The organism is Arthrobacter sp. B0316-1-20, assembly GCF_059091865.1.
Window position 1 is genome coordinate 59388 of record NZ_JBNHHC010000024.1, and the last position, 23535, is coordinate 82922.

The 23535-nt window shown below is 67.6% G+C and carries 22 protein-coding genes; 4 read left to right on the forward strand and 18 right to left on the reverse strand.

Features of this window, described 5'->3' with window-relative positions; translation table 11 throughout:
• Positions 1-15 precede the first annotated feature (15 nt).
• The 8 genes from AC5RW2_RS28890 to AC5RW2_RS28925 form a co-directional block, all read right to left on the reverse strand.
• On the reverse strand, positions 16-306 hold the full coding sequence (locus AC5RW2_RS28890; RefSeq protein ID WP_493952403.1) for a YciI family protein: 291 nt from the start codon (positions 304-306) through the stop codon (positions 16-18).
• A 56-nt stretch (positions 307-362) separates the two neighbouring features.
• A complete protein-coding gene (locus tag AC5RW2_RS28895) occupies positions 363-2069 on the reverse strand; it encodes a hypothetical protein (RefSeq protein ID WP_493964034.1) in 1707 nt (568 codons plus the stop codon).
• A gap of 179 nt (positions 2070-2248) precedes the next feature.
• The gene (locus tag AC5RW2_RS28900) at positions 2249-3601 is read right to left on the reverse strand and encodes a M50 family metallopeptidase (RefSeq protein WP_493964033.1); all 1353 of its coding nucleotides are present in this window, start codon (positions 3599-3601) and stop codon (positions 2249-2251) included.
• Complete coding sequence (gene dxr, locus AC5RW2_RS28905) at positions 3598-4812, reverse strand: 1-deoxy-D-xylulose-5-phosphate reductoisomerase (RefSeq protein ID WP_493964032.1); 1215 nt, start codon at positions 4810-4812, stop codon at positions 3598-3600. The genes AC5RW2_RS28900 and dxr overlap by 4 nt, the downstream gene beginning before the upstream one ends.
• A gap of 29 nt (positions 4813-4841) precedes the next feature.
• Positions 4842-5240: a universal stress protein gene (locus tag AC5RW2_RS28910; protein ID WP_493964031.1), complete on the reverse strand. Its 399-nt coding sequence runs from the start codon at positions 5238-5240 to the stop codon at positions 4842-4844.
• Positions 5237-6787: a tripartite tricarboxylate transporter permease gene (locus AC5RW2_RS28915; RefSeq protein WP_493964030.1), complete on the reverse strand. Its 1551-nt coding sequence runs from the start codon at positions 6785-6787 to the stop codon at positions 5237-5239. Before AC5RW2_RS28915 ends, AC5RW2_RS28910 begins: the two co-directional genes overlap by 4 nt.
• Positions 6780-7322, reverse strand: coding sequence for a tripartite tricarboxylate transporter TctB family protein (locus AC5RW2_RS28920; RefSeq protein ID WP_493964029.1), 543 nt, complete (start codon positions 7320-7322; stop codon positions 6780-6782). Before AC5RW2_RS28920 ends, AC5RW2_RS28915 begins: the two co-directional genes overlap by 8 nt.
• Before the next feature lie 2 nt (positions 7323-7324).
• On the reverse strand, positions 7325-8338 hold the full coding sequence (locus tag AC5RW2_RS28925) for a Bug family tripartite tricarboxylate transporter substrate binding protein (RefSeq protein WP_493964028.1): 1014 nt from the start codon (positions 8336-8338) through the stop codon (positions 7325-7327).
• 168 nt (positions 8339-8506) lie between these two features.
• On the opposite strand from AC5RW2_RS28925, the gene AC5RW2_RS28930 reads away from it, so the two are divergent.
• Together AC5RW2_RS28930 and AC5RW2_RS28935 are read left to right on the forward strand one after the other, a co-directional pair.
• Entirely contained in the window at positions 8507-10102 is a 1596-nt protein-coding gene (locus AC5RW2_RS28930) for an ATP-binding protein (RefSeq protein WP_493964027.1), read from the forward strand.
• Entirely contained in the window at positions 10099-10812 is a 714-nt protein-coding gene (locus AC5RW2_RS28935) for a response regulator (RefSeq protein WP_493964026.1), read from the forward strand. Before AC5RW2_RS28930 ends, AC5RW2_RS28935 begins: the two co-directional genes overlap by 4 nt.
• Here the strand turns inward: AC5RW2_RS28935 and AC5RW2_RS28940 are convergent.
• From AC5RW2_RS28940 to AC5RW2_RS28970, 7 genes are all read right to left on the reverse strand, one after another.
• Entirely contained in the window at positions 10809-11609 is an 801-nt protein-coding gene (locus tag AC5RW2_RS28940; protein ID WP_493964079.1) for an HpcH/HpaI aldolase/citrate lyase family protein, read from the reverse strand. The two genes, AC5RW2_RS28935 and AC5RW2_RS28940, sit on opposite strands and share 4 nt — an antisense overlap.
• A gap of 11 nt (positions 11610-11620) precedes the next feature.
• The gene (locus tag AC5RW2_RS28945) at positions 11621-12214 is read right to left on the reverse strand and encodes a MaoC family dehydratase (protein ID WP_493964025.1); all 594 of its coding nucleotides are present in this window, start codon (positions 12212-12214) and stop codon (positions 11621-11623) included.
• A complete protein-coding gene (locus AC5RW2_RS28950) occupies positions 12211-12864 on the reverse strand; it encodes a CoA transferase subunit B (protein WP_493964024.1) in 654 nt (217 codons plus the stop codon). The genes AC5RW2_RS28945 and AC5RW2_RS28950 overlap by 4 nt, the downstream gene beginning before the upstream one ends.
• A gap of 12 nt (positions 12865-12876) precedes the next feature.
• Complete coding sequence (locus AC5RW2_RS28955) at positions 12877-13656, reverse strand: CoA transferase subunit A (RefSeq protein ID WP_493964023.1); 780 nt, start codon at positions 13654-13656, stop codon at positions 12877-12879.
• Positions 13657-13733: 77 nt separating this feature from the next.
• Positions 13734-14897 carry an acyl-CoA dehydrogenase family protein gene (locus AC5RW2_RS28960; RefSeq protein WP_493964022.1) on the reverse strand — a complete coding sequence of 388 codons (1164 nt, stop codon included), beginning with the start codon at positions 14895-14897 and terminating at the stop codon, positions 13734-13736.
• Positions 14890-16971: an acetyl/propionyl/methylcrotonyl-CoA carboxylase subunit alpha gene (locus AC5RW2_RS28965; RefSeq protein ID WP_493964021.1), complete on the reverse strand. Its 2082-nt coding sequence runs from the start codon at positions 16969-16971 to the stop codon at positions 14890-14892. Before AC5RW2_RS28965 ends, AC5RW2_RS28960 begins: the two co-directional genes overlap by 8 nt.
• Positions 16968-18572 (reverse strand): carboxyl transferase domain-containing protein, encoded by a 1605-nt coding sequence (locus tag AC5RW2_RS28970; RefSeq protein WP_493964020.1) that lies wholly within the window; start codon positions 18570-18572, stop codon positions 16968-16970. Before AC5RW2_RS28970 ends, AC5RW2_RS28965 begins: the two co-directional genes overlap by 4 nt.
• Before the next feature lie 173 nt (positions 18573-18745).
• Between AC5RW2_RS28970 and AC5RW2_RS28975 the strand changes: the two genes are divergently transcribed.
• The gene (locus AC5RW2_RS28975) at positions 18746-19366 is read left to right on the forward strand and encodes an SACE_7040 family transcriptional regulator (RefSeq protein WP_493964019.1); all 621 of its coding nucleotides are present in this window, start codon (positions 18746-18748) and stop codon (positions 19364-19366) included.
• A gap of 35 nt (positions 19367-19401) precedes the next feature.
• The gene (locus tag AC5RW2_RS28980; RefSeq protein ID WP_493939704.1) at positions 19402-19869 is read left to right on the forward strand and encodes a GNAT family N-acetyltransferase; all 468 of its coding nucleotides are present in this window, start codon (positions 19402-19404) and stop codon (positions 19867-19869) included.
• Between the two features lie 82 nt (positions 19870-19951).
• On the opposite strand, the gene AC5RW2_RS28985 is transcribed toward AC5RW2_RS28980, so the two are convergent.
• Genes AC5RW2_RS28985 through pdhA form a run of 3 tightly spaced genes read right to left on the reverse strand, consistent with a single transcriptional unit; the run spans position 19952 to position 23518 of the window.
• Entirely contained in the window at positions 19952-21385 is a 1434-nt protein-coding gene (locus AC5RW2_RS28985) for a dihydrolipoamide acetyltransferase family protein (protein ID WP_493964018.1), read from the reverse strand.
• A gap of 4 nt (positions 21386-21389) precedes the next feature.
• Positions 21390-22397 carry an alpha-ketoacid dehydrogenase subunit beta gene (locus AC5RW2_RS28990; RefSeq protein WP_493964017.1) on the reverse strand — a complete coding sequence of 336 codons (1008 nt, stop codon included), beginning with the start codon at positions 22395-22397 and terminating at the stop codon, positions 21390-21392.
• Positions 22397-23518 carry a pyruvate dehydrogenase (acetyl-transferring) E1 component subunit alpha gene (gene pdhA / locus AC5RW2_RS28995; protein WP_493964016.1) on the reverse strand — a complete coding sequence of 374 codons (1122 nt, stop codon included), beginning with the start codon at positions 23516-23518 and terminating at the stop codon, positions 22397-22399. Before pdhA ends, AC5RW2_RS28990 begins: the two co-directional genes overlap by 1 nt.
• Between the last annotated feature and the right edge of the window lie 17 nt (positions 23519-23535).

The following is a 23535-nucleotide window of genomic DNA, read 5'->3' on the forward strand; positions in this document are numbered from 1 at the left end:
CGGGAGTGGTGTGGATCATGCGTAGGCGGCGAAGGCTCCGGTCACCGGCGCCCATTCCGTGGTTTTCAGTGCGGAGACAAAGTTGTTGACGTTGAACGGATCCTGCTTCAGTTCATCCAGCAGGCTGTTTTCGCTCTCGGCGGTGAAGATCAGCAGCGCGCCGGTGCCGTCCGCGTACGGTCCCGAGGCCAGCAGCCGGCCCTGCTCCACGAAGCTTCCCAGCCAGGCGCGATGGGCCGGACGGTGCTCGTCCCGGCCGGCCTCAGAATCGGGGGCATACACGTACTCAACGGCAAAAACACTCATGGCCTTCACCTTACCCGGCCCCGGAAGGCGGACGTTACTGAACCGGATGGCGGACGTTACTGGTAGGAAACGAACCAGGGCGCCGGCTTTACCTCGGTGTAGGTGCGCTCGGGGCTGAACGTCGGGGTGTCCTCGTCGTAGAAGTTCTTCCAGCCCATCCGGATATTCGTCGGCAGGTCGTGCCGGAGCGCCCGCCACGTCTCCATCTTCTGGCCGGGATTCCCATGGCCGTCGGCGTGCAGCACCATGGCCAGCTCTGGGTGTCCGGTCTCCAGCTTGTGGCGGTCCGCAATCATCTGGTGCTGGAACTGGTGCAGGATCAACACCTTCTGCGGCAGCGAGTTCTTCCGCGTCAGGTCCGCCAGCCAGTCGCTGACCTTGTTGATCTCGGCGGCGTTGACCGACCCGATCTGCTCCATGTGCCGCTCCCCCTTGCGCAGCCGCCATTCCGGATCCAGTGCCAGTCCCACATGCGGCTCCTTGAGCAGGTCCGCGTACAACTTGGCTTGGGCCAGGAAGTCCGAGCGGCCGGGCTGCAGGTCCAGCACCACGTACACGCCTGCTTTCCCGGCGGCATCGATCCAGGGGCGCAGTTCATCCACATCCGTCTCCGCCGAATAGTCGCCGTCTTTCCCGGCCGAGGACGAGGCGATGGTAGCAATGATTTCGAACGCGGGAACCACCGGTTCCTTGCTGTGCGGCTGGTAGCGCTTGGCCAGTTTTTTGGCGCGCTGGATGGACTCCTTAATGCCTTGTTCGCCGAGCACGCCGAGAGCGGGTCCCGCGGGATGTCCGTACAGCGCCACCATCCTCCGGGACGGGAAGGCCAGTTGGCCCCCGCCGGGTAGTTCGGGCACTTCCAACGCGGCCTGAACCCGGCGCCCGAATGTCTCATTGTTGCCGAACGCTTTGCCGACGCCGAGCACCCGCGCCTCCGGCTCTTCGCGGAGGAAACCGATGGTTGCGCTGCTCTGCCGCGGATCTGCCTTCGGGTCCTGGAAGACGCGTGCGCCAGCCGCCTCAGCCACCGCCAGCGTTGCGGGATAGTCCTGCTCGCCGTCCGGATCGATCAAGACGGAGGCAGGGGCCGGCTCCGCCGCAGCGTCGGGCAGATCAAGTTCTCCGTCCGCCGGCAGGACTTCCACACGCGGCAGCAGGGCGGCCCATCCCGTGGTGCCGACGGCCGCATCCGCACCGGAACCGGTCCCGGCAGCTGCAGCGGAGGCGGAGGCGGGACCGCCGTCGGGCGAACTGGTGGAAACGTCTTCCGGCGTGCCGCTGGGACTACCGTCGGGCTTGACCGGCGGCTGGCCGAAGGCCTTGACCTGTCGCACGCCGAGCCGCTCCAACTCGCTTTCCAGGCCCTCGCCGGCCAGCAGCAGCGGCACGCCCAGCGGCACCGACTCCGCTTCTGCTGCCGCGATGGCCTTCGCATCGTCCGCCGCTGCCACGAACGCCACCGGGCTGGATGCGAACAACGCCTGGCTGGCGGCCAGTGAGGCTTCCGCATCGGAGCCGGGAATGACCTGCGGCTCGGCCGCTTCCGTATTCAACTGCACGCCGTCCGGGGCAGCAGCGCTGGACGCGGCCGGCGATCCGGGCCCGCGGCCTTCGTCCGGAGGGGTGCAGCCGGCCAGGGCCAGGGCCACGGCCAGGGCTCCGGCGATGGCGGCTCCAACCCTGGTTCGGGCGCGCGCCTTCGCTGGCCGGCTGGCGGCCGGGATGCTCGCTTCGGTACGGACTCTCCGCGGTGCTGCACTCACGGCGTGTGGCTCCCTTCGCCGGTTCGGGCCAGTCTAACCACGGCCGCGCGGCCACCCCAGTCCCATGACGGCGTGCCAAGCTACCGCGGCGGCAATCGCCGTCGTTGTTTGGCGGGGCAGCACGTGGCGGAGCAGCATCCGGCGGGGCCGCGTTCAGCCCGGTTGCTGCGGTGAGGGCGTCACCCGAAGATGTTGACCGGTTTGACGATGTCCGCGTAGATCAGCAGCGCGCCCATGCCCATCAGCACCACCGCCACCACGTAGGTCAGCGGCAGCAGCTTGGCGATGTCCACCGGTCCCGGGTCCGGCCGGCGGAACAGCTTGGCGAAGCCACGCCGTATGGCTTCCCAGAGCGCGCCGGCCACGTGCCCGCCGTCCAGCGGCAGCAGCGGGATCAGGTTGAACACGAACAGCGCCAGGTTGACCGATCCCACCAGCCCAATCAGCGTGGCGGCCCGCGCCTCCAAGGGGATCTCGTCCATCGCACTGATTTCGCCGGCAATCCGGCCCACGCCCACCACGCTCATCGGCCCGTTCGGGTCGCGCGGAGCGTCGCTGAAGGCGGCTTCGGCCACATCGGCCAGCCGCTGCGGAAGATGCAGCACGACGCCGGTGATCGCCTGCAGGTTCTCCCCCACCGCCGGAAGCACTTCGGTGGCCGGCCGCGGCACCAATGCCGTGGTGGCGCCCATGCCGACGAAGCCGGCCTGCTCCGTCACGGCCCTGCCGCTGCCGTCCAGCAGCGGCTGTCCGGCGTCGTCAAACACCGGGCGTTCGGTGAGGATCGGGGTGATGGTCGTGCGGATTTCCTTACCGTCGCGCAGCAGCGTGATCGGTGTCTTCTCCCCTGCGGCCTCCCGGATCCACGTGGTCAGCTGGGACCAATCGGTGACCGGTTTGCCGGCAAAGGAGGTGACGGTGTCGCCGGGCCGGATGCCGGCGGCCGTGGCCGGGGCTTCGGGGTCGCTGGGCAGGCAATCGGTCTGCCCGGTCTCGGCCGCTTGCGCCGCCGGGACCACGCACTTGTTGACCTGCGAAATGGTGGTGGTGGCTTGCGCGGTGCCGAAGCCCACCAGCACAATGCCGATCAGCACCGTGCCGATGACCAGGTTCACGAACGGGCCGCCGAGCATGATGATGACGCGTTTGTAGACCGGCAGCTTGTAGAACACCCGGTGGTCGTCGCCGGGCTGCAGCCGCTCCGCTTCCGCCTGCCGGGCATCGTTGGCCAGTTGCTGGAACATTCCGGTGCTGGACCGCCGGACAGCGCCGGCGCCGTCATGGCCGTCCTTGGCCGGCGGGTACATGCCGATCATCGAGACGTAGCCGCCCAGCGGGATGGCTTTGACCCCGTACTCGGTCTCGCCCCGCCGTCGGGAGAACAGGGTCTTGCCGAAGCCGACCATGTACTGGGTGACCCGCACCTTGAACAGCTTGGCGGGCAGCAGATGGCCCACCTCGTGCAGGGCGATGGACACGGCGATGCCGACGGCCACGAAGAGGACGCCGAGAAGGAAAAGCAGAATGGTCACAACTTAGCCAAACGTTCGTGGGCGCGCGAGCGTGCCCAATCTTCTGCGGCCAGCACCGTGGCCACGGTCGGTTCGCCGGTCGGCGCATGCTCTTCCACCACGGCCGCCACCGTCTCCACGATCTGGTCAAAGCGGATCCGGCCCTCGTGGAAGGCATGCACGGCCTCTTCATTGGCCGCGTTGTAGACGGCCATGAAGGTCCCGCCGCCGCCCGCGGCCTGCTTGGCCAGCCGCACGGCGCCGAACACTTCCTCGTCCAGCGGTTCGAAGGTCCAACTGGTGGCCTGGCTCCAGTCGCAGGGCTGTGCGGCGCCGGGCACGCGCTCCGGCCAGCCCATGCCCAGCGCGATCGGCAGGCGCATGTCCGGCGGCGAGGCCTGCGCAATGGTCGAGCCGTCGGTGAACTGCACCATCGAGTGCACCACCGACTGCGGGTGCACCACCACATCAATCCTTTCCAGCGGAACGTCGAAGAGCAGGTGCGCTTCGATGACTTCCAGCGCCTTGTTGACCATGGTCGCCGAGTTGGTGGTGACCATCCGGCCCATGTCCCAGGTGGGGTGGGCCAGTGCCTGAGCCGGAGTGACGCTGCGCAGCTGCTCCTTGCTGAAGCCGCGGAACGGACCACCGGAAGCGGTCACGATCAGCCGGTCCACCTCGGCGGCCGTGCCCGAGCGCAGCGCTTGGGCAAGCGCGGAGTGTTCCGAATCCACCGGCACAATCTGTCCCGGTCGGGCCGCCTCTTTGACCAGCGGACCGCCGGCGATCAGCGACTCCTTGTTTGCCAGGGCCAGCACGTGCCCGGCTCCGAGCGCCGCCAGCGTCGGCGCCAGGCCGATGGACCCGGTAATGCCGTTGAGCACGACGTCGGCGTCCGGCCAGGCGGCGATCCTCGCCGCGGCGTCGGGGCCGGCAAAGAGCTCCGGTAAGTAGCCGGGCACTCCGGCATCCGCCGCTGCCGTCTTGATCGCCGTCGCCAGATCGTCCACCGTGCCGGCGGCGGCGCCGACGGCCTGCGCCCGGGTGTGCACCGCCTGCCGGGCGGCCAGGTCCAGATTGCCGCCGGCGGCGAGCGCCGTGACCTCGAAGCGTTCCGGGGCGGCGTCCACCACGTCGATGCCCTGCGTACCGATCGAGCCGGTGGAGCCAAGCAGCACCACCTTGCGTCGGGCGGGGTGCGGGTTGGCCTGGGGCGGATCGCGGAACTCCATGCGGTCAATTATCCAGCACCGCGCCGGCGTTACGGCTGCCTGACCGCCAGCACGTTGCACGGCGCGGACAGCAGGATGGTCTGCGCGGTCGAACCAAGCAGCAGCTTTCCCACCGGCGTCCGGTTGCGCACCCCGATGACAATCAACTCAGCCCCGGACTCTTCGGCGGCGTCCAGCACTTCCTCGGCAGGCAGCCCGTCCGAAATTCCGTGCCGGATGCTGAAGCCGACTCCTGCCCCGATCAACACAGCTTCGAGCCGTGTGATGTCCGCGGCGTCGGCGTAGCCGGGATCCACCAAGCGGTCTGCCCCGGTGGCGTTGACCACCAGCAGCTTGGCCGCCGCCCGGCGCCCGGCCTCGTCGATGGCGGCCGCCAGCGCCGCGTCGCCGAGAGCATTGGGGACATACCCCACCACGATCGTGCTCATGCACTGACCTCCTTGCCCTGGGGGCTGTCGTCGTCGAGCAATGCCGATTCCATCAGCCGTTGGCGCTTCTTCATCCAGAAGGACAGCACAAAGATGATCACCAACGAGATGTAGATCCCGGCCGCGATCGGCGTGGACACCAAAGCCAGCGGGTCGCCTTGCGAGATGGCCAGCGAACGCCGCAGCTGGCTCTCGAAAATCGGCCCCAGGATCATGCCCACCACCAGCGGAGCGATCGGATAGCCGTAGCGGCGCATGAAGAAACCAAGTACGCCGATCACCAGCAGTACGAACACATCCACCGGCGTGAAGTTCACCGAGAACGCACCTAAGGCGGCGAAGACCAGGATGCCGGCGTAGAGGTACGGCCGCGGGATCTGCAGGATCTTCACCCACATGCCCACCAGCGGCAGGTTCAGCACCAGCAGCATCAGGTTGCCCACGTACAGGCTGGCAATCAGCGCCCAGACCAGGGCGGCCTCCACCTCGAACAGCAGCGGACCAGGCTGGATGTTGTAGCGCTGGAACGCCACCAGCATCATGGCCGCCGTCGCCGTCGTGGGAATGCCCAGCGTCAGCAGCGGTACCAGCACGCCGGCCGCGGCTGCGTTGTTGGCCGATTCCGGCCCGGCCACGCCCTCGATCGCGCCGCGACCGAACTGCTTTTGGTGCGCACCCTTGGCCAGTTTCTTCTCTGCCGCGTAGGACAGGAAGGTGGCTACGTCGGCGCCGCCGGCCGGCATGGTGCCAATCGGGAAACCAATAAAGGTTCCGCGCAGCCAGGGCTTCCAAGACCGCCTCCAGTCCTCCTTCTTCATCCACGATGTCCAGCCACCGGTCACCGGGATGACCTTGACCGGCCCGTGCCGCAGCCGGGAGGCCACGTACAGCGCCTCGCCCAGCGCGAAGAGCCCGACGGCGACCAGCACCACGTCGATGCCGTCCGCCAGGAACGGGCTGCCGAACGTGTAGCGCTGCTGCCCGGTCATCAGGTCCACGCCCATAAACGCCAGGAACAACCCCAAACCAAGCGACGCGAGACCGCGCAGCACCGAGGCGCCCAGCAGCGCGCCCACGGTCAGGAACGCCACCACCATCAGGGCCACGTACTCCACCGGGCCGATCTGCACCGCGAACGCTGCCACATAGGGTGCCACGAAGCTCAGCAGCACGGTGGCAACGGTGCCGGCGATGAACGAGCCGATCGCCGCCGTCGCCAGCGCCGCGGCTCCACGGCCGGCTTTCGCCATCCGGTTGCCCTCCAGCGCGGTGACAATGGAAGCGGATTCGCCCGGCGTGTTCAGCAGGATCGAGGTGGTTGACCCGCCGTACATGCCGCCGTAGTAGATGCCGGCGAAGACGATGATCGCCGCCGTCGGCTCCAGGCTGTACGTGATCGGCATCAGCAGGGCAACGGTCATGGCCGGCCCGATGCCAGGCAGCACGCCCACTGCCGTTCCGACCAGCACGCCGCCCAGGGCGTAGAGCAGGTAGATCGGCTGCATCGCCACGGAGAAGCCCTCGAGGAGGGCGTAGAAGTTATCCATTCAGGAACGGCACCCCTTCGAGCACACCGGCGGGCAGTGAGACACCGAGCAGCCCGCCGAACGCGAACTGCAGCAGCAGCGCCATGACCACGCCGACCACAACTGCCCGCCACAACGGCTTGGCCCCCAGCGCCCACGCGGCGCCGAAGAACAGCACCGCGGCGGCAACCGGCCAGCCCAGCGGAATAATCAGGAAAATATGCACGACGACGGTGCCCGCCATCTTGGCGACGGTCAGCCAGTCCGTCCGGACATCGGGGTCAATGTCCTCGCCCTCATCCGCCTCGCCGGTCTTGCCGCGCAGCAACTGCACGATCAGCCCGGCGCCGACGATCACCAGCAAGCCGGAGACGAGGTAGGGAAGCGCCCGGGGACCAATGTCGCTGGCCGAGTCGGGCGTCTGGATCCCTGCCCCGGCGACGAAGCCGACGATCCCGATGCTCAGGATCACTGCAGCGAAGAATATTTCTCCGAGCGGCTTGACCGGGGCGGCATCGCTGCCGCCCCGGACCGCTCCAGTAGTGGAAGAACCCATGGTTACTTCAGCAGGCCGATATCCGTCAGGGTTGCGGTGACCGTCTTGATGTCCTCGGTCAGGAAGGTGGAGAACTCCTCGCCGGCCAGGAAGGCGTCTGCCCAGTTGTTGGTGGTCAGGGTTTTCTGCCAGGCGTCGGTGCCGTGCAGTTCGGTGACCAGTGCGGTGAGCTTTTCTGCCTGCGCCTCGTCGATGGACCCGGGAGCCACCACACCGCGCCAGTTGGTCAGCACCAGATCGATGCCCTGTTCCTTCAACGGCTTGACCTCGGGCAGCTGCGGGGCGGCTTCCGGACCGGAGACGGCCAGCGCACGCAGCTTGCCAGCCTTGACCTGCTCGGCGTACTCGCCCACACCGGAAATGCCGGCGGAGACCTTGTTGCCCAGCAGCGCTGCCAGGGATTCGCCGCCGCCGGAGTACGGGATGTAGTTCAGGCTGTCGGCACCGATGCCGGCTTCCTTGAGCATCATGCCGGCCAGAATGTGGTCGGCGCCGCCGGCCGAGCCGCCGGTGATGGAGACGCCCTTGCCCTTGGCCTCGACGTCGGCGATCAGGTCATCGATGGTCTGGTAGGGCGACTCCGCCGGCACCACGACGACGAGCGGCTCTTCGGTGAGCCGGGCGATCGGCGTGGTGTCTTCGATCCGGTTTGCTGACTTGTTGGTCTCCACGGCGCCCACCATCACGTACCCCATCACCATCAGGGTGTTCGGGTCCTGTTCCGTGGCCAGCTTCGCCAGGCCATTGGTGCCGCCGGCGCCGCCGATGTTGACCACCGAGGCGCTGGAGACCAGGTCGTTCTCCTGCAGGTCCTTCTGCATGGAGCGGCCGGTCTGGTCCCAGCCGCCGCCCGGATCCGCCGGGACAATGATGTTGAGCTTGTCGATGCCGGCTTCCTCGGAGCTATTGCCGGCACCGGTGGAGCCGGTGGAGCCGCAGGCTGCCAGCATCAGGGCGGATGCTGCCGCGGCGGCCACCAGGGCCGAACGGCGTCTCATCGTACGGTCGAGCTTCATGTAGGTTCTCCCTCCTCCAACCGGCGTGATGGGCATCACCACGCCGTCGCCCCAGCGTAGGGAGCAGCGCGGCCCGCCGGAAGAATGCGGTCATTGTGGCCGTATTGGTCATTGTGGTCACAGGCACACGCCGCTGTGGCGCAGGTAACAGCATGCGAAGATGGCGGAGTGTTCCGATCCTTGTCCCTGCGCTCCCAGCTGTTCGCTCTGCAGCTGTCCATCCTGCTCGTCGTCGTGCTGGTGGCAGGTTCGGTCGCCATTTCCATGCAGGAACAACAAATCCGGGATGCCTACGAAGGGCGCATGGTCGGCGTGGCCCGCTCGGTGGCGCAGTTGCCCTCCATCGTGGAGGCTTTCGACGACGCCAACCCCAGCCAGAGAATCCAGCCGATCGCCGAGCTGATCGCGCAATCGACCGGGGTGACGTACGTGGTGGTCACGGATCACCGCGGCATCCGCTACTCGCATCCAAACCAAGCGTTGATCGGACGGATGGTTTCCACCGATCCGTCGATCCCGCTGTCCGGTGAGACCTTCATTGGCCGGCAGACCGGCACGCTGGGCGAATCATGGCGTGTGAAGGTGCCGATCTATGACCGGTCGGGTGGCACAGTAATCGGCACCGCCTCGGTGGGCACGTTGGAGTCCACGCTGCGCGACGACCTGAACGACGACCTGCCGGTCCTGCTGGCGTGGCTCATCGCCGCCGCCCTGGTTGGCTCGGCGGGCGCCATCTACATCTCGCGTTTGGTCTGGCGGCGGATTTACCAGCTGGAGCCGGAAGAGATCGCCGCGCTGCTCGAAACCCGCGACGCCATGCTGCACGGCATTGGCGAAGGCGTGGTGGCCGTCGACGACCGCGGGCGCATTGCCCTGCTCAACGACGAGGCAAAACGCCTGCTGGATGTTTCCGATGCCGCGCTGGGCCGTCCGGCCACCACGATTCTGGAGCCAGTGCTGGCGGCCATGCTGGCCGCCAACGGCGGGGCCGACGAGACGGTGCTCGCCGGCGAACGTGTGCTGCTGGCCCGGGCCAACGCGGCCACGGTGGACTCACGCCGGGTGGGCGGTGTGCTCATCCTGCGCGACCGCACCGAACTGCACCAGCTGCTGCAGGATCTTGACGGTGCGCGGGACGTCACGCAGGCGCTGCGCGCGCAGGCGCACGAATTCTCCAACAAGATGCATGTGATCTCCGGCCTGCTGGAGCTGGGCCGCACGCAGCAAGCGGTGGATTTCATCTCCCGGTCCGGGCACGGCGGATCCGTGGTGGCCGGCGAACTGGCTCCGGGGATCACCAACCCCGATGCGGCCAGCCTGCTGATGGCCAAGACAACCATTTGCGACGAAAAGGGCATCCAGTTGGTGATCGATCCGGCATCCGTGCTGGCGCCGGACGGCACAACGGATGCGGTCACCGTGTTGGGCAATCTGGTGGACAACGCGATGGAGGCCGTGGGGCCGCGGGGAACCATTGCCGTGTCCATCACGGAGGGCGCCGATGGGTGCACCATTACGGTCGCCGACGACGGTCCCGGCATCCCGCCGGAGGAACGTGAACGCATCTTCGAACCCGGCGTCTCCAGCAAGGAAGCGGCGCTGCCGGGCAGCCGCGGATTCGGCCTTGCCCTGGTTAGTCGGGTGGCCGCCCGCCGCGGCGGCACGGCACGGGTTGCGCCGTCGGCCTCCGGCGGCGCCGAGTTCACGGTAAGCTTCTCGCCGACCCCGTCGAACGCCCGCCTGCAAGGAATCCCGGTCGCATGAACCAGATCCGCACCGTCGTCGTCGACGATGACAAGGAAGTCGCCGGCGTGCACACCGGCTTCCTGCTCGCCCACGGCGCCTTCGACGCGGTGGGCACGGCCTATTCCGGGACCGACGCGCTGGCCATGATTTCGGCCCTTCGCCCCGAGTTGGTGCTGCTGGACATCCATTTGCCGGATCTGAGCGGCATCGAGGTCCTGCGGTCGGTCCGCAACCTGCCGGGCGAACCGGTCGACGTCATCGCCATCACCGCCGCGCGCGAGCTGGACACGGTACGGGCGGCCATGGCGGGCGGTGTGCTCCACTACTTGGTCAAACCGTTCACCGCGCGGGTGCTGATGGACCGGCTGGACGCTTACGTAGAGCACCGCCGGCAGATCAGCGGCAGCGGCCAGGCCGCCGTGCTGGACCAAGACGGCATCGACCGGCTGCTGGCACCCGCTGGGGCCCCGCTTGCCACGATCCCGGCTTCCCGTGTGCCGGTCCCACTGCCTAAAGGCCTGTCCCTGCCTACCCTGGAGGCTGTCATCGCCGACCTGCACGCTACCGGCGCTGCGTCGTCGGCATCCGAAGTCGCGGGACGGCTGGGACTGGCACGGGTGAGCGCGCGGCGCTATCTGGAGTACCTGGTGTCGCGCGGCGAGGCCCGGATCACGCCGCGGTACGGCGCCGCCGGCCGGCCCGAGAAGTTCTATCTGCTGATCGGCTAGGAACGAATGGTGGCCCGCCGCAGGGTCAGCTCCGCGTGCTTGAGCAGCGGCCCGTCGATCATCTTGCCGCGGAAGCGGAAAGCCCCCGGTTCGTTGGCAGCGGCAGCCAGCAGGGCGGCCGCATAGTCCGCCTCCGCCTGGCCGGGGCGGTAGGCGCCCCTGACCACCTCAGCCTGGCTCGGATGGATGATCGCCTTGGCCGCAAAACCCGACGCTGCCGCATCCTCGGCTTCCGCCGCCAGCCCGTCCAGGTCCGGGATGTCGATGTAAACCGAGTCGATCGCCGCTTTGCCGTGGGCGCCGGCCGCCAGCAGCACCTGCGAGCGCGCCTGCCGGGCGACGTCCCGGTAGGTCCCGGAGGCGAACCGGCTGGAACTGCCGCCCAGCGAGGCGACCAGGTCCTCGGCGCCCCACATCAGCGCCGTGACATTCGGGCAGCCGGCCAGCTCGGCAGCATGCATCACGCCGAGCGCCGTTTCGCAGAGCGCCACCACCGAATACTCCCCCAGTCCCCGCACGGCCGACGGGTCCTCGGCCTTGGCCAGCATGATGCTCCGGTAGCCAGACCGGCCGACGGCCTCCATGTCCAGTCCGTGGTCCGCGGTCCCGACCGCATTGACCCGGACCATGGTGCGCGCCGGATCCAGCGGGTGGCCGATGATGGCTTCCCGGGCCGCGGCCCGCTCCGCCGGCGCCACCGCATCCTCCAGGTCGAGGATCACCGCGTCGGCGCGTTCGGCGGCCTTCCGGTAGCGGTCCGGCCGGTCTGCCGGACAGAACAGGATGGCTGGTCCCATCTCGAAGCCAGTCACCGGTGCCTGCCTTCGGGCCGGCCGTCCCACAGTTCCGCGTCGTTGGTTTCCGAGCCCGCGATCGAGGCGGCGTGGCCGTCCGCCGTCCACATCAGGCAGCTGCGCGTCACGGTGGCCACCACATCGCCGTGCTGGTTGCGACCGGTGTGGTGCATGGTCACCACGCCGGTGCCGGGCCGGGACTTGGAGAGCCGTTTGTCGGTGACCACCGTCTCCGTATACAGCGTGTCTCCGTGGTAGAGCGGGTGTGGGAAGGTCACGTCGGTGAGGCCCAACTGCGCCACGATGGTGGCCTGGGTCAGTTGGCCGACCGACTGGCCCACCACCGTGGCGAGGGTGAACATGGAGTTCATCAGCCGCTGCCCGAAGGGCTGCTCGGCCGCCCAGGCCGCGTCCAGATGCAGGGCCTGGTTGTTCATGGTGGCGGTGGTGAAGAGCACGTTGTCCGTCTCTGTGACGGTCCGGCCCGGGCGGTGGGCGTAGATGACATCCGCCTCGATCTCCTCGAAGTACAGCCCGCGCTGGATGACCACCTTCTGGGCACCGGTTGCTTCGGAGGGGGTGGCCGCCGCCCCGGCGTCGGTGTTCACCGGGCACCTGCCTGGAACTGGTCAACCAGCAGTTCGGCGCCGGTGGCGGCCACCACGTCCTGGACGTCCACACCTGGGGCCGTCTCGCGGAGCACCAGGCCCTGCTCGGTGACGTCGATGACCGCGAGATCGGTAATGATCTTGTCCACGCAGCCCCTGCCGGTGAGCGGCAGCGTGCATTCGGTGAGGATCTTGGGGTTCCCGCTCTTGTCCACGTGCTCCATCATGACGATCAGCTGTTTGGCGCCGAAGACCAGGTCCATCGCTCCGCCCATGCCCTTGACCATCTTGCCCGGGATCATCCAGTTGGCCAGGTCCCCGTTCCGCGCCACCTGCATGGCACCGAGGACCGCCACATCGACGTGCCCGCCGCGGACCATGCCGAACGACGCGGCCGAGTCGAAGATCGCCGCTCCGCGGTTGAGCGTCACGGTCTCTTTGCCCGCATTGATCAGGTCCGGATCGAGCTTGTCTTCGGTTGGATAGGGGCCGACGCCCAGGATGCCGTTCTCCGAATGCAGGATGACTTCCACGCCGTCGGTAATGTAGTTCGGAATCAACGTGGGCATCCCGATGCCGAGGTTGACGTACTGCCCGTTTTCCAGCTCCTGGGCCACCCGTGCGGCCAGCTCGTTGCGCGTCAGTGCCATGGCGTACTCCTTCTACTTCCCGGTGGCGCCGGTAGCCTGGCCGGCCAGCTGCACCGTACGTTTTTCAATCCGCTTCTCCACGTCCGGCGCCAGCACCACGCGCTGGACGAAGATGCCCGGCGTATGGATTTGCTGCGGATCCAGTTCGCCGGGCTCGACCAACTCCTCCACTTCGGCGATGGTGATCTTGCCGGCCATCGCGCACAGCGGATTGAAGTTCATCGCCGTGACATGGAAAACCAGGTTGCCCAGCCGATCGCCCTTGGCCGCGTGCACCAGTCCGAAATCGGGACGCAACGATTCCTCCAGCACGTAGTCGGCGCCGCCGAAGCTGCGCACCTCCTTCGGTTCCGAGGCGATGGCCACCGACCCATCGGCGTCGTACTTGCGCGGCAGGCCGCCCTCGCTGACCTGGGTGCCGACGCCGGCGGCAGTGTAGAAGGCGGGGATGCCCGCCCCGCCGGCCCGCAGCTTCTCCGCCAGCGTGCCCTGCGGAGTCAGCTCCACTTCCAGTTCGCCGGCCAAAAACTGCCGGGCGAATTCCTTGTTCTCGCCCACGTAGGAGCTGATGGTGCGCCGGATCCGGCCGTCCGCCAGCAGCACGCCGAGCCCCCAGTCGTCCACGCCGCAGTTGTTGCTGATGGTTTCCAGGTCCGTGGTGCCTGCGTCGTGCAGTGCCTGGATGAGCCCCACCGGAATGCCGCACAGGCCGAAGCCGCCCACGGCCAGCGAGGCGCCGTCGGGGATGTCCGCCACCGCCTCCGCGGCGGTTGCTACTACCTTGTTGATCACTGAGTCCTCCTCGGTCTTGTGCAAACGGCCCCTGATCTCCACGTGGGCCCAGCGGCCCGTGGCGACCGTCAGACGGGTTACAGGCCCAGCTCGCGGGCGATCAGCATCAGCTGCACTTCGGTGGTCCCTTCGCCGACCTCCAGGATCTTCGAGTCACGGTAGTGGCGCGCCACCCGGAACTCGTTGATGAATCCGAAGCCGCCGAAAATCTGGGTGGCATCGCGGGCGTTGTCCACGGCGGCTTCGCCTGCCACCATCTTGGCAATCGCGGACTGCGTTTTGAAGTGTTGGCCGGCCAGCATCCGGGCGGCCGCGTCGTAATAGGCCAACCGGGCGGTATGCGCGCGGGCCTGCATGCGGGCGATCTTGAACTGGATGGCTTGGAAGGCGCCGATGTTGGTGCCGAAGGCCTGCCGCTCCTTGGCGTAGCGCACCGCCTCATCCACGCAACCCTGTGCCGCCCCGGTGGCCAGCGCCGCGATCGCGATCCGGCCCTCGTCGAGGATTTGCAGGAAGTTGGCATAGCCGCGGCCCCGCGCTCCCAGCAGGTTCTCCTCCGGCACGCGCACGTTGTCCAGGGTGAGCGGATGTGTGTCGGAGGCGTTCCAGCCCACCTTGTTGTAGGCCTTCTCGGCGGTGAAACCCGGTGTGTCGGTGGGAACCAGGATGGTGGAGATTTCCTTCTTGACCGAACCGTCTGCGCGCTCGGAGGTACCCGTGACAGCGGTGACGGTGACCAGCTTGGAAATCTCGGTACCGGAGTTGGTGATGAATTCCTTGTGCCCGTTGAGCACCCATTGCCCGTCGGCCAGCTCGGCCCGTGTCTTCGTGCCGCCGGCGTCCGAGCCGGCTTCGGGTTCGGTCAGCCCGAAGCCGGCGAGGGCTTCGCCGCTGGCCAGCATCGGCAGCCACTGCTGTTTTTGTTCCTCGGTGCCAAAGCGGTAGATCGGCATCGCGCCCAGCGAGACCCCTGCCTCCAGGGTGATCGCCACCGACTGGTCCACCGCACCGAGTTGCTCCAGAGCCAGGGCGAGGGCGAAATAGTCGCCGCCCATCCCGCCGTACTCCTCCGGGAACGGGAGCCCAAACAGGCCCATCTCGCCCATCTGTTCCACCACCTTGTACGGGAAACTGTGCTCCTCGTCGTGCTTGGCGGAGACCGGGGCGACCACCTCGCGGGCAAAGTCGCGGACCGTCTCCACCAGGTCCTGGTGGTCCTCGCTCAGGGAAAAATCAGGCATGGTCATGCCCCTTTCTGCTCATGTCCTCTGGGGCAGGATCTGCTGCCCGCACGACGGCGACAATCTGGTCGGCCTTGACCAGATCGCCGGGTTTCAGGTTGATGCTGATTTCGCCGGCGATTCCGGCGCTCAGCTGGTGCTCCATCTTCATCGCTTCCACCGTGAGCAGCGGCTGGCCGGCCGACACCTGTTCGCCATTAACCACCGCCACAGAGGTCACCGTCCCCGGCATCGGCGAGCGCACCTCGGGCGACACCTGCCCTTCGGCCCGCTGGACCTCCGCCAACGCGTCCGCCAGCCGGCTCTCCCGGCCGCGGACGGCCAACCGGGCCGACCAGCCTGCATCGCCCAGCCAGAGCGCGCCGTCCTCGCCGAAGGCGTGACGCAGCGGCCGGCGGACCCCGTCGATCTCAACGGCCTGTCCGTCAGCGGAAGGCACGACGGCGTAGCTGCCGCCGCCTGTGCTGACAACCGCATCGCCGGGCGGGTCCGCTGCCGCTTCCCCGGCCCAGGCCACGGCCACCTCCCGGTGCTCGCCGCCGCCCAGGTCGAAGCTGACGATGCGCGGGCGCGGCCCGCTCAACCGCCAGCCGTTGCTCCGCCAGGCGGACCCGGCACGTCCCGCGGCCCCGGTCTGGCTCTGCGCCTGCTGCTCACGAAGCAGCCAGTACACGGCGGCCACGGCCAGTTCGGCGTCGTCGGGCCGCCGGAACTGTTGGTGCATGATCTTCCGGTCGATCAGCGTGGTGTCGAGCCGGCCGGCATGCACATCGTCGTCGGCCAGCAGGCTGCGAAGATGCTCAATGTTGGTGTGGACGCCCAGCACGCTGGTGTCGGCCAGCGCGCCGTCCAGCCGTGCGAGGGCCTGCTGCCGGTCCACGCCCCACGCGATCACCTTGGACAACAACGGGTCGTAGTCGGAGGGGATGGTTAGGCCGGGCAGCAGCGAACTGTCCACCCGGATGCCCTCGCCGGCCGCTTCGGCCAGTTCCAGGACCGTGCCGGCCGACGGCAGGAACTGCTGCGCGGGGTCCTCGGCATAAACGCGGGCTTCCACCGCGTGTCCCGTGAGCACGACGTCGGACTGCGCCAGCGTGAGCGCCTCGCCGGCCGCGATCCGCACCTGCCATTCGACCAGGTCCAGCCCGGTCACCAGTTCGGTGACAGGGTGTTCCACCTGCAGCCGGGTGTTCATCTCCATGAAGAAGAACTCGTCCGGTGTGTCGTCGGAGACCAGGAACTCCACGGTTCCGGCCCCGGTGTAGTCCACCGAGCGGGCGGCCTCGCAGGCCGCTTCGCCGATCCGGGCGCGGGTGGCTTCGTCCAGCAACGACGACGGTGCCTCCTCGATGACTTTCTGGTGCCGGCGCTGCAGCGAGCACTCGCGTTCGCCCAGGTGGATGGCGTTGCCGTACTGGTCACAGAGCACCTGCACTTCGATGTGCCGGGGCCGGGCGATCAGCCGTTCCAGGAACAACGTGTCGTCGCCGAAGGCTGAGGCGGCCACGCGCCGGGCGGCGGCGAGCGCGGCAGAGAGTTCGTCGGGCCGCTGCACGGCCACCATGCCCTTGCCGCCGCCGCCGGCGGACGGCTTGATCAGCAGTGGATAACCGACCTTTTCGGCGGCCAGGACCAGGCGGTCGTCGTCGAGCCCGGGCTCATCGATCCCGGGGACCACCGGAACCCCGTGCGACGCCACATGGTTTTTGGAGCGGATCTTGTCCCCCATGATTCCGATCGCCCCCACGTTCGGCCCGATGAAGACAATGCCCGCCGACTCCAGTGCCTGCGCGAAGTTCACGTTCTCGCTGAGGAAGCCATAACCGGGGTGCACCGCCGCGGCGCCGGTGGCCTTGCACGCCTCGATGACTGCGTCGATGCGCAGATAGCTCTCCGCGGCGGGCGCGGGCCCGATCCGCACCGCGATGTCGGCCTCGCGCACGTGGCGGGCACCGGCGTCGGCATCTGAATAGACGGCAGCGGAACGGATGCCCATGCTGCGCAGCGTACGGATCACGCGGCAGGCAATTTCGCCGCGGTTGGCAACCAGGACGGTCTCGAACACGTCTCTCACATCCTGAACAGGCCGAAAGCGGATTCCGGCAGCGGGCTGTTGGCGCAGACATCGAGGGCGAGGCCCAGCACCGTGCGGGTCTGCGCCGGGTCGATGATGCCGTCGTCCCAGAGCCGGGCGGTGGAATAGTACGGGTTCCCCTGGGCTTCGTATTGTTCCCGGATGGGGGCTTTGAACGCTTCCTCGGCTTCGGCGCTCCATGGCTCCCCCCGGGCCTCCATCTGGTCGCGCTTGACGGTGGCCAGGACCGAGGAGGCCTGGTTGCCGCCCATCACCGAGATCCGCGCGGCCGGCCACATCCAGAGGAAGCGCGGCGAGTAGGCGCGTCCGCACATGGAGTAGTTGCCGGCGCCGAACGACCCGCCGATCACCACGGTCAGCTTCGGCACCCGGGCCGTGGCGACGGCCGTCACCATCTTGGCGCCGTGCTTGGCGATGCCGCCGGCCTCGTAATCGCGGCCCACCATGAAGCCAGAGAGATTCTGCAGGAACACCAGCGGGATGCCGCGCTGGTCGCACAGTTCAATGAAATGCGCGCCCTTGAGCGCGGATTCGGAAAAGAGCACGCCGTTGTTCGCCACGATCCCCACCTGGTGCCCGTGGAGGCGGGCGAAGCCGGTGACCAGGGTGGTGCCGTACTCCCGTTTGAACTCATGGAAGCGGCTGCCGTCCACCAGCCGGGCGATGACCTCGCGGACGTCGTAGCCGGCGTTGACGTCCACCGGAACGGCACCGTAGATCTCCTGCGGTTCGATTGCCGGTTCTTCGACGGCCGCCGTCTCCCACGCCGGCACCTGGGACGGAAGCGTAGAGACGATGTCGCGGACGATCTCCAGCGCGTGCAGGTCGTTCTCCGCCAGGTGGTCCGTCACTCCCGACGTCTGCGCATGCAGTTGGCCGCCGCCCAGCTCCTCGGCGGTGACCACTTCGCCGATGGCGGCCTTCACCAGCGGCGGGCCGCCCAGGAAAATGGTTCCCTGGTTGCGGACAATCACTGTCTCATCACTCATCGCCGGCACGTACGCACCGCCGGCTGTGCAGGAACCCAGCACCGCGGCAATCTGCGGGATCTTCGCTGCCGACATCCGCGCCTGATTGTAGAAGATGCGCCCGAAGTGCTCGCGGTCCGGGAACACGTCGTCCTGCTTGGGCAGGAACGCACCGCCGGAATCCACCAGATAGATGCAGGGCAGGTTGTTCTCCAGCGCCACTTCCTGGGCGCGCAAATGTTTCTTGACCGTCATCGGATAATAGGTGCCGCCCTTGACGGTCGCATCGTTGCAGACCACCAGCACGTGGCGGCCATGGACCAGGCCGATGCCAGCGATCATCCCGGCGCCGGGCGAATCGCCGTCGTACATGCCTTCTGCGGCCAGCGGGGCGATCTCCAAGAACGGACTGCCGTCATCCAGCAAGGTGTCCACCCGCTCCCGGGGCAGCAGCTTGCCGCGGTCAAGGTGACGCGCTCGCGCACTCGCCGGCCCGCCCAGCGCAGCCGAGGCCAAGCGGTCGTGTAGTTCCGCCGCCAGCTTGCGCTGCTCCGCATCGTTGGTCCGGAAGCTTTCGCTGGTAGTGTCCACCCGGGAAGCCAGTGTCTCCATCGACACCCTCCTGGCCGAAGCCGTTGCGCATCCCGCAGCCCGCCGCCGATCGCGGCAGAAACAACTGGCCTGCAAGACGCATTTTGGTTAGTCTGTACTAACTGAAATCAGGCTAATAGCCGCTGACAGTCTTGTCCAGCACTCATCCAGCATTTGCGCGAGGGAGCCGACCCATGCCGATAGCACCGCACGCCGACGCCGAGATACGGCAGACCGGGCGCAGCCGGGCCAAGGCAACCCGCCGGGCTGCGCTGCTGGATGCCGCCGCCCGCCTCTTTGCCGAGCGCGGCTTCAACGGGGTCTCCATCGAGGACCTGGGCTCGGCGGTAGGCGTCAGCGGCCCTGCCGTCTACCGGCACTTCAACAGCAAGCATGCCGTCCTGGCCGCCCTGCTCACAGGCGTCAGCCAGGACCTGCTGGACGGCGGCCAGGAAGTGGCGGCCAGCCGCAACGACGCCGAGGAAGCCCTCCGCGGGCTGGTCGCCTTCCACGTGGACTTTGCCTTGAAGAATCCCGACGTGATTCGCGTCCACGACAGGGACCTGGACAGCCTGCCCGCCGACGATTCGGCCATCGTGCGGACGCTGCAGCGCACCTACGTGGAAGTGTGGGTTTCGGTGCTGGCACGGCTGCTGCCCGAGGCGGATGCGGCACAGTTGCGGGTCCGCGCCCACGCCGCTTTCGGGCTGATCAACTCGACCCCGCATTCGACCCACCGGAGCAGGCCGCTGCGGGAAGCCTGGCGCCGCAATCTGCTGGAACAAATGGCATGGGCGGCGTTGAAAGCCGAGTAGGGTGTATCAGATACCAACTAGCCGAAAGGTCTACTGTGATTGAGCTTCGTCCTGTAGAACCTGCCGACCTCGACGAGTTTTTCGAGTACCAGCAGGATCCCGACGCCAACCATATGGCCGCCTTCGCGGCCAAGAATCCCTCTGACCGCGGCGTCTTCAACCTGCACTGGCAAAGCCTGCTCGACGACGAGACCATCACCGTTCGCACCGTCACTGTCGATGGCGAAGTGGTGGGAAGCGTGCTGGCCTATCCGAACGAAGGGTACCCGGAACTCAGCTACTGGACGGCCAAGTCGCAGTGGGGCAAGGGCGTCACCACCGCGGCCGTCGAGGCGTTCTTGAAGGAATTCACCGAGCGTCCCATCCGCGCCCGGGTCGTCAAGGACAACCTGGGATCGGTCAAGGTGCTGCACAAGCTGGGCTTCCGCACCGTCGGCGAAGCCCAAGGATTTGCCAATGCCCGCGGCGCCGTGGTCACCGAGGAGATCCTCGAACTGGCCTGATGGCGCCCCGGCTTGAAGCGGCGTGTCTGCTTCAAGCCGGGTCGTGCCTGCTTCACGCGCCGCGTGGCCTCGTTCCGGGTGCTCACACCATGGTCAGTGCCATCCCGGGATCCGACAGGAGGGCGCCGACGTCGGCAAGGAAGCGCCCTGCCTGCTCACCGTCCACTACCCGGTGGTCAAAGGACAGGCTTAGCGTCACCACCTCGCGCAGCGCCACCTCGCCCCGGTACTCCCACGGTTGCCGGCGCACTGCGCCGACGGCGAGAATGGCGGACTCGCCTGGGTTAAGGATGGGCGTGCCGGCATCGATGCCAAAGACGCCGATGTTGGTAATCGAGATGGTCCCGCCGCGCAGGTCGGACGGAGCGGTTTTGCCGGCCCGGGCGGTTTCGGCCAATTCCCCCAGTGCCTCGGCCAGCCGGCGCAGATCCAGCCGGTGCGCGCCTTTGATGTTCGGCACTGTCAGCCCGCGCGGGGTGGCCGCGGCAATGCCCAGGTTCACGTAGTTCTGCTGCACGACCTCACCGGCTGCCTCATCCCAGCGGGCATTCAGTTCCGGATGGCGCGCCAACGCCAGGCACACCGCCTTGGCCGCGATGGTCAGCGGCGTGAGCTTCAGCCCGGCGAACGCCTTGTGCCCTTTGAGCCGCTGGATCAGTTCCATGCCGGCCGTGGCATCGACGGTCAGGAACGACGACGCCTGGGGTGCGGTGAAGGCACTGGCCACCATGGCCGCGGCCGTCAGCTTGCGCACTCCCTTAATCGGGATGCGCGTCTCTGCCTCGGCCGCGCCGGCCAGCCAGCCGCCGGCTGCTGCGGGGGCCGGCGTCTGCGCGGCAGCCCCCGCCGGCACCCGCGCCGGGGTCTCTCGGCCGGCCTCGTGGAAATTCTGCACGTCCTCCCGGGTAATCAGCCCTCGTTCGCCGGTTCCCACGACCTGCGCCAGATCGACGCCAAGATCCTTGGCCAGCTTCCGCACCGGTGGGGTGGAACGAGGCCGCTCCGCAGCCGGCGCCCCATTCAGTAAGCCCTGGATCCCGCTGGCAGCGGATACCCTCGCTGTTCCTGCGTGTTCCGCGGCGCCGATTTCCTGCGGTTTTGTCCCGACGGCAGCAGACGGCACCGAGGTGGGGCCCGCTGCCAGGGCCGTTCGGCGCGGGCGTCGGGCCGGTCGACCGTTCCTTTCGGCGGCAGCGCCGTAGCCCACCAGGTTCGGCTGGCGCTGAGACGCCGGCTCCCCCGGCGCCTTCCCGCCGTCGTCGGGTTGTCCCTGATCTTCCACTTCAATGGAAACGATCGGTTCACCCACGCTGACCGTGGTCCCCGGACCTTCGTGCAGCGTCCGGACCACGCCGGTGAACGGCGAGGGCAGCTCCACCACTGCCTTGGCCGTTTCGACCTCGCCGAGGATCTGGTTCAGTTTCACCGCATCGCCTTCGGCCACATGCCAGCTGACGATCTCCGACTCGGTGAGCCCTTCGCCCAGATCCGGCAGTTTGAATACCTTGATCCCCACGGGTTCAGTCCTCCAGTCCGGTCAGCGAGTTGGGCCGGCCGAGCACCCGGTCCACGCCGTCAAGGATGCGGTCCAGGTCCGGCTGATGATGCCGCTCCATCTTGGCCGGCGGGTACGGAATGTCCATCCCGGTGATTCGCACGGGCGCGTGTTCCAGATAGTAGAAGCAGCGTTCGGTCAGGCTGGCCGCGATTTCTGCGCCGAGCCCGCCGGTCCTGGACGCCTCGTGCGTCACCACCAGGCGGCCCGTTTTTCGCACGGAGGCCTCCACGGTGGGAAAGTCCAGCGGCGACAGCGAGCGCAGGTCAATGATTTCCACCGAGACGCCGTCGTCTTCGGCGGCCTGTGCCGCCTCGCGGGCGATCTGGACCAGCGCGCCGTAGGTCACCAGCGTCACGTCGGTTCCGGGGACCTCCACCCGTGCCCGGTCCATCGGCAGTGCGTCCTCCAGCGCGTTCTCGTCCACCTCGCCCTTGGTGTGGTACCGCCGCTTCGGCTCGAAATAGAGCACCGGGTCATCGCTGGCAATGGCCTGCTGGATCATGGTGCAGGCGTCCTGTGGGTTCGATACCGCCACCACGCGCAGTCCGGAGGTGTGGGTGAAATACGCTTCCGGCGATTCGGAGTGGTGTTCGGCCGCGCCGATGCCGCCGCCGAAGGGCACCCTGATCGTCAGCGGCATCTTGACCCGGCCGCGGGTGCGGTAGTGCAGTTTGGCCACCTGGCTGACGATCTGGTCGAACGCCGGGTAGATGAACCCGTCAAATTGGATTTCGCAGACCGGCCGGTAGCCGCGGTAAGCCATTCCGACGGCGGTGCCCAGGATGGCTGATTCGGCCAGCGGAGCGTCGATCACCCGGTGCGCCCCGAAGTCCTTCTGCAGTTCGTCCGTGATGCGGAAGACCCCGCCCAGGGCGCCGATGTCCTCGCCGAGGATCACCACCTTGGGGTCGTTCTCCATGGCCTTGCGCAACCCGGTGTTGATGGCCCGCCCGAACGTCATGGTGGTCATCAGTGGCCCCCTTCGGCAGCTTCGAATGAATCAAGATAGCGCTCGTAGAGCTGACGCTGGCGGGCCAGCACCGGGTGCGGCGCGGCATAGACGTTGTCGAAAAGTTCAAGGTCGCCAGGTTCGGCCATGTTGATGCAGCCGGCGCGCATCTCTGCTGCGGCTTCGTCGGCGGCGTTCTGGACCCGTTGCCGCAGCCCTTCGTCGAGCAGCCCTTCGGCGCTCAGCAGGGCGGCCAGCCGGTCGATCGGATCGCGGCTCTTCCAGTCCTCGAGCTCGTTGGCATCACGGTAGCGCGTGGGGTCGTCCGCCGTCGTATGCGGTCCCATCCGGTAGGTGACCGCCTCGATGAAGGACGGACCGCCGCCAATGCGTGCGTGATCGAGCGCCTTGCGGGTCACGGCCAGACAGGCAAGCACGTCGTTGCCGTCCACCCGGTAACTCGGAATGCCGAATCCCGGCGCGCGGTCGGACAATTTGCCCTGAGCCTGCAGACTGACCGGTTCGGAGATCGCCCACTGGTTGTTCTGGCAGAAGAAGATGACCGGGGCCTGGAAGCTCGCCGCGAAGACCATGGCCTCGTTGACGTCGCCTTGGCTCGTGGCGCCGTCGCCGAAGTAGGTGACGGCCACGGCGTCGTCGCCGTCGAATTTGGCTGCCATGGCATAGCCGGTGGCATGCAGAGTCTGCGCACCGATGATCACCTGCGGGGTGGCCATGTTGATCTCATACGGATCCCAGCCGGAAGGCCTGTTGCCGCGCCACACCCGGATCATGTCCGTCAGGTCCACACCGCGGCAGTAGGCCACGCCGTTCTCGCGGTAACTGGAGAAGACGAAGTCGTCTTTGCGCAAGGCTCGGCCGGAACCGATCTGGGCGGCTTCCTGTCCCAGCAGCGGCGGCCACAAGGCCAGCTCTCCCTGCCGCTGCAGGGCAGTGGCTTCCTGGTCCAGCCGGCGGACCACCACCATGTCCTGGTACAGACCGGCGAGCCGGTCGCCGTCGATATCCTCCAGCCAAGGGTCGAACTCCTCGCTGGCTGTCCGCGTTCCGTCCGGCGCGAGCAGTTGGATATAGCTTTCGTCATTGAGCGGACCGGTCGGGTCCGTGCCTGGTAAGGACACTTGCGACACTCCCTTTG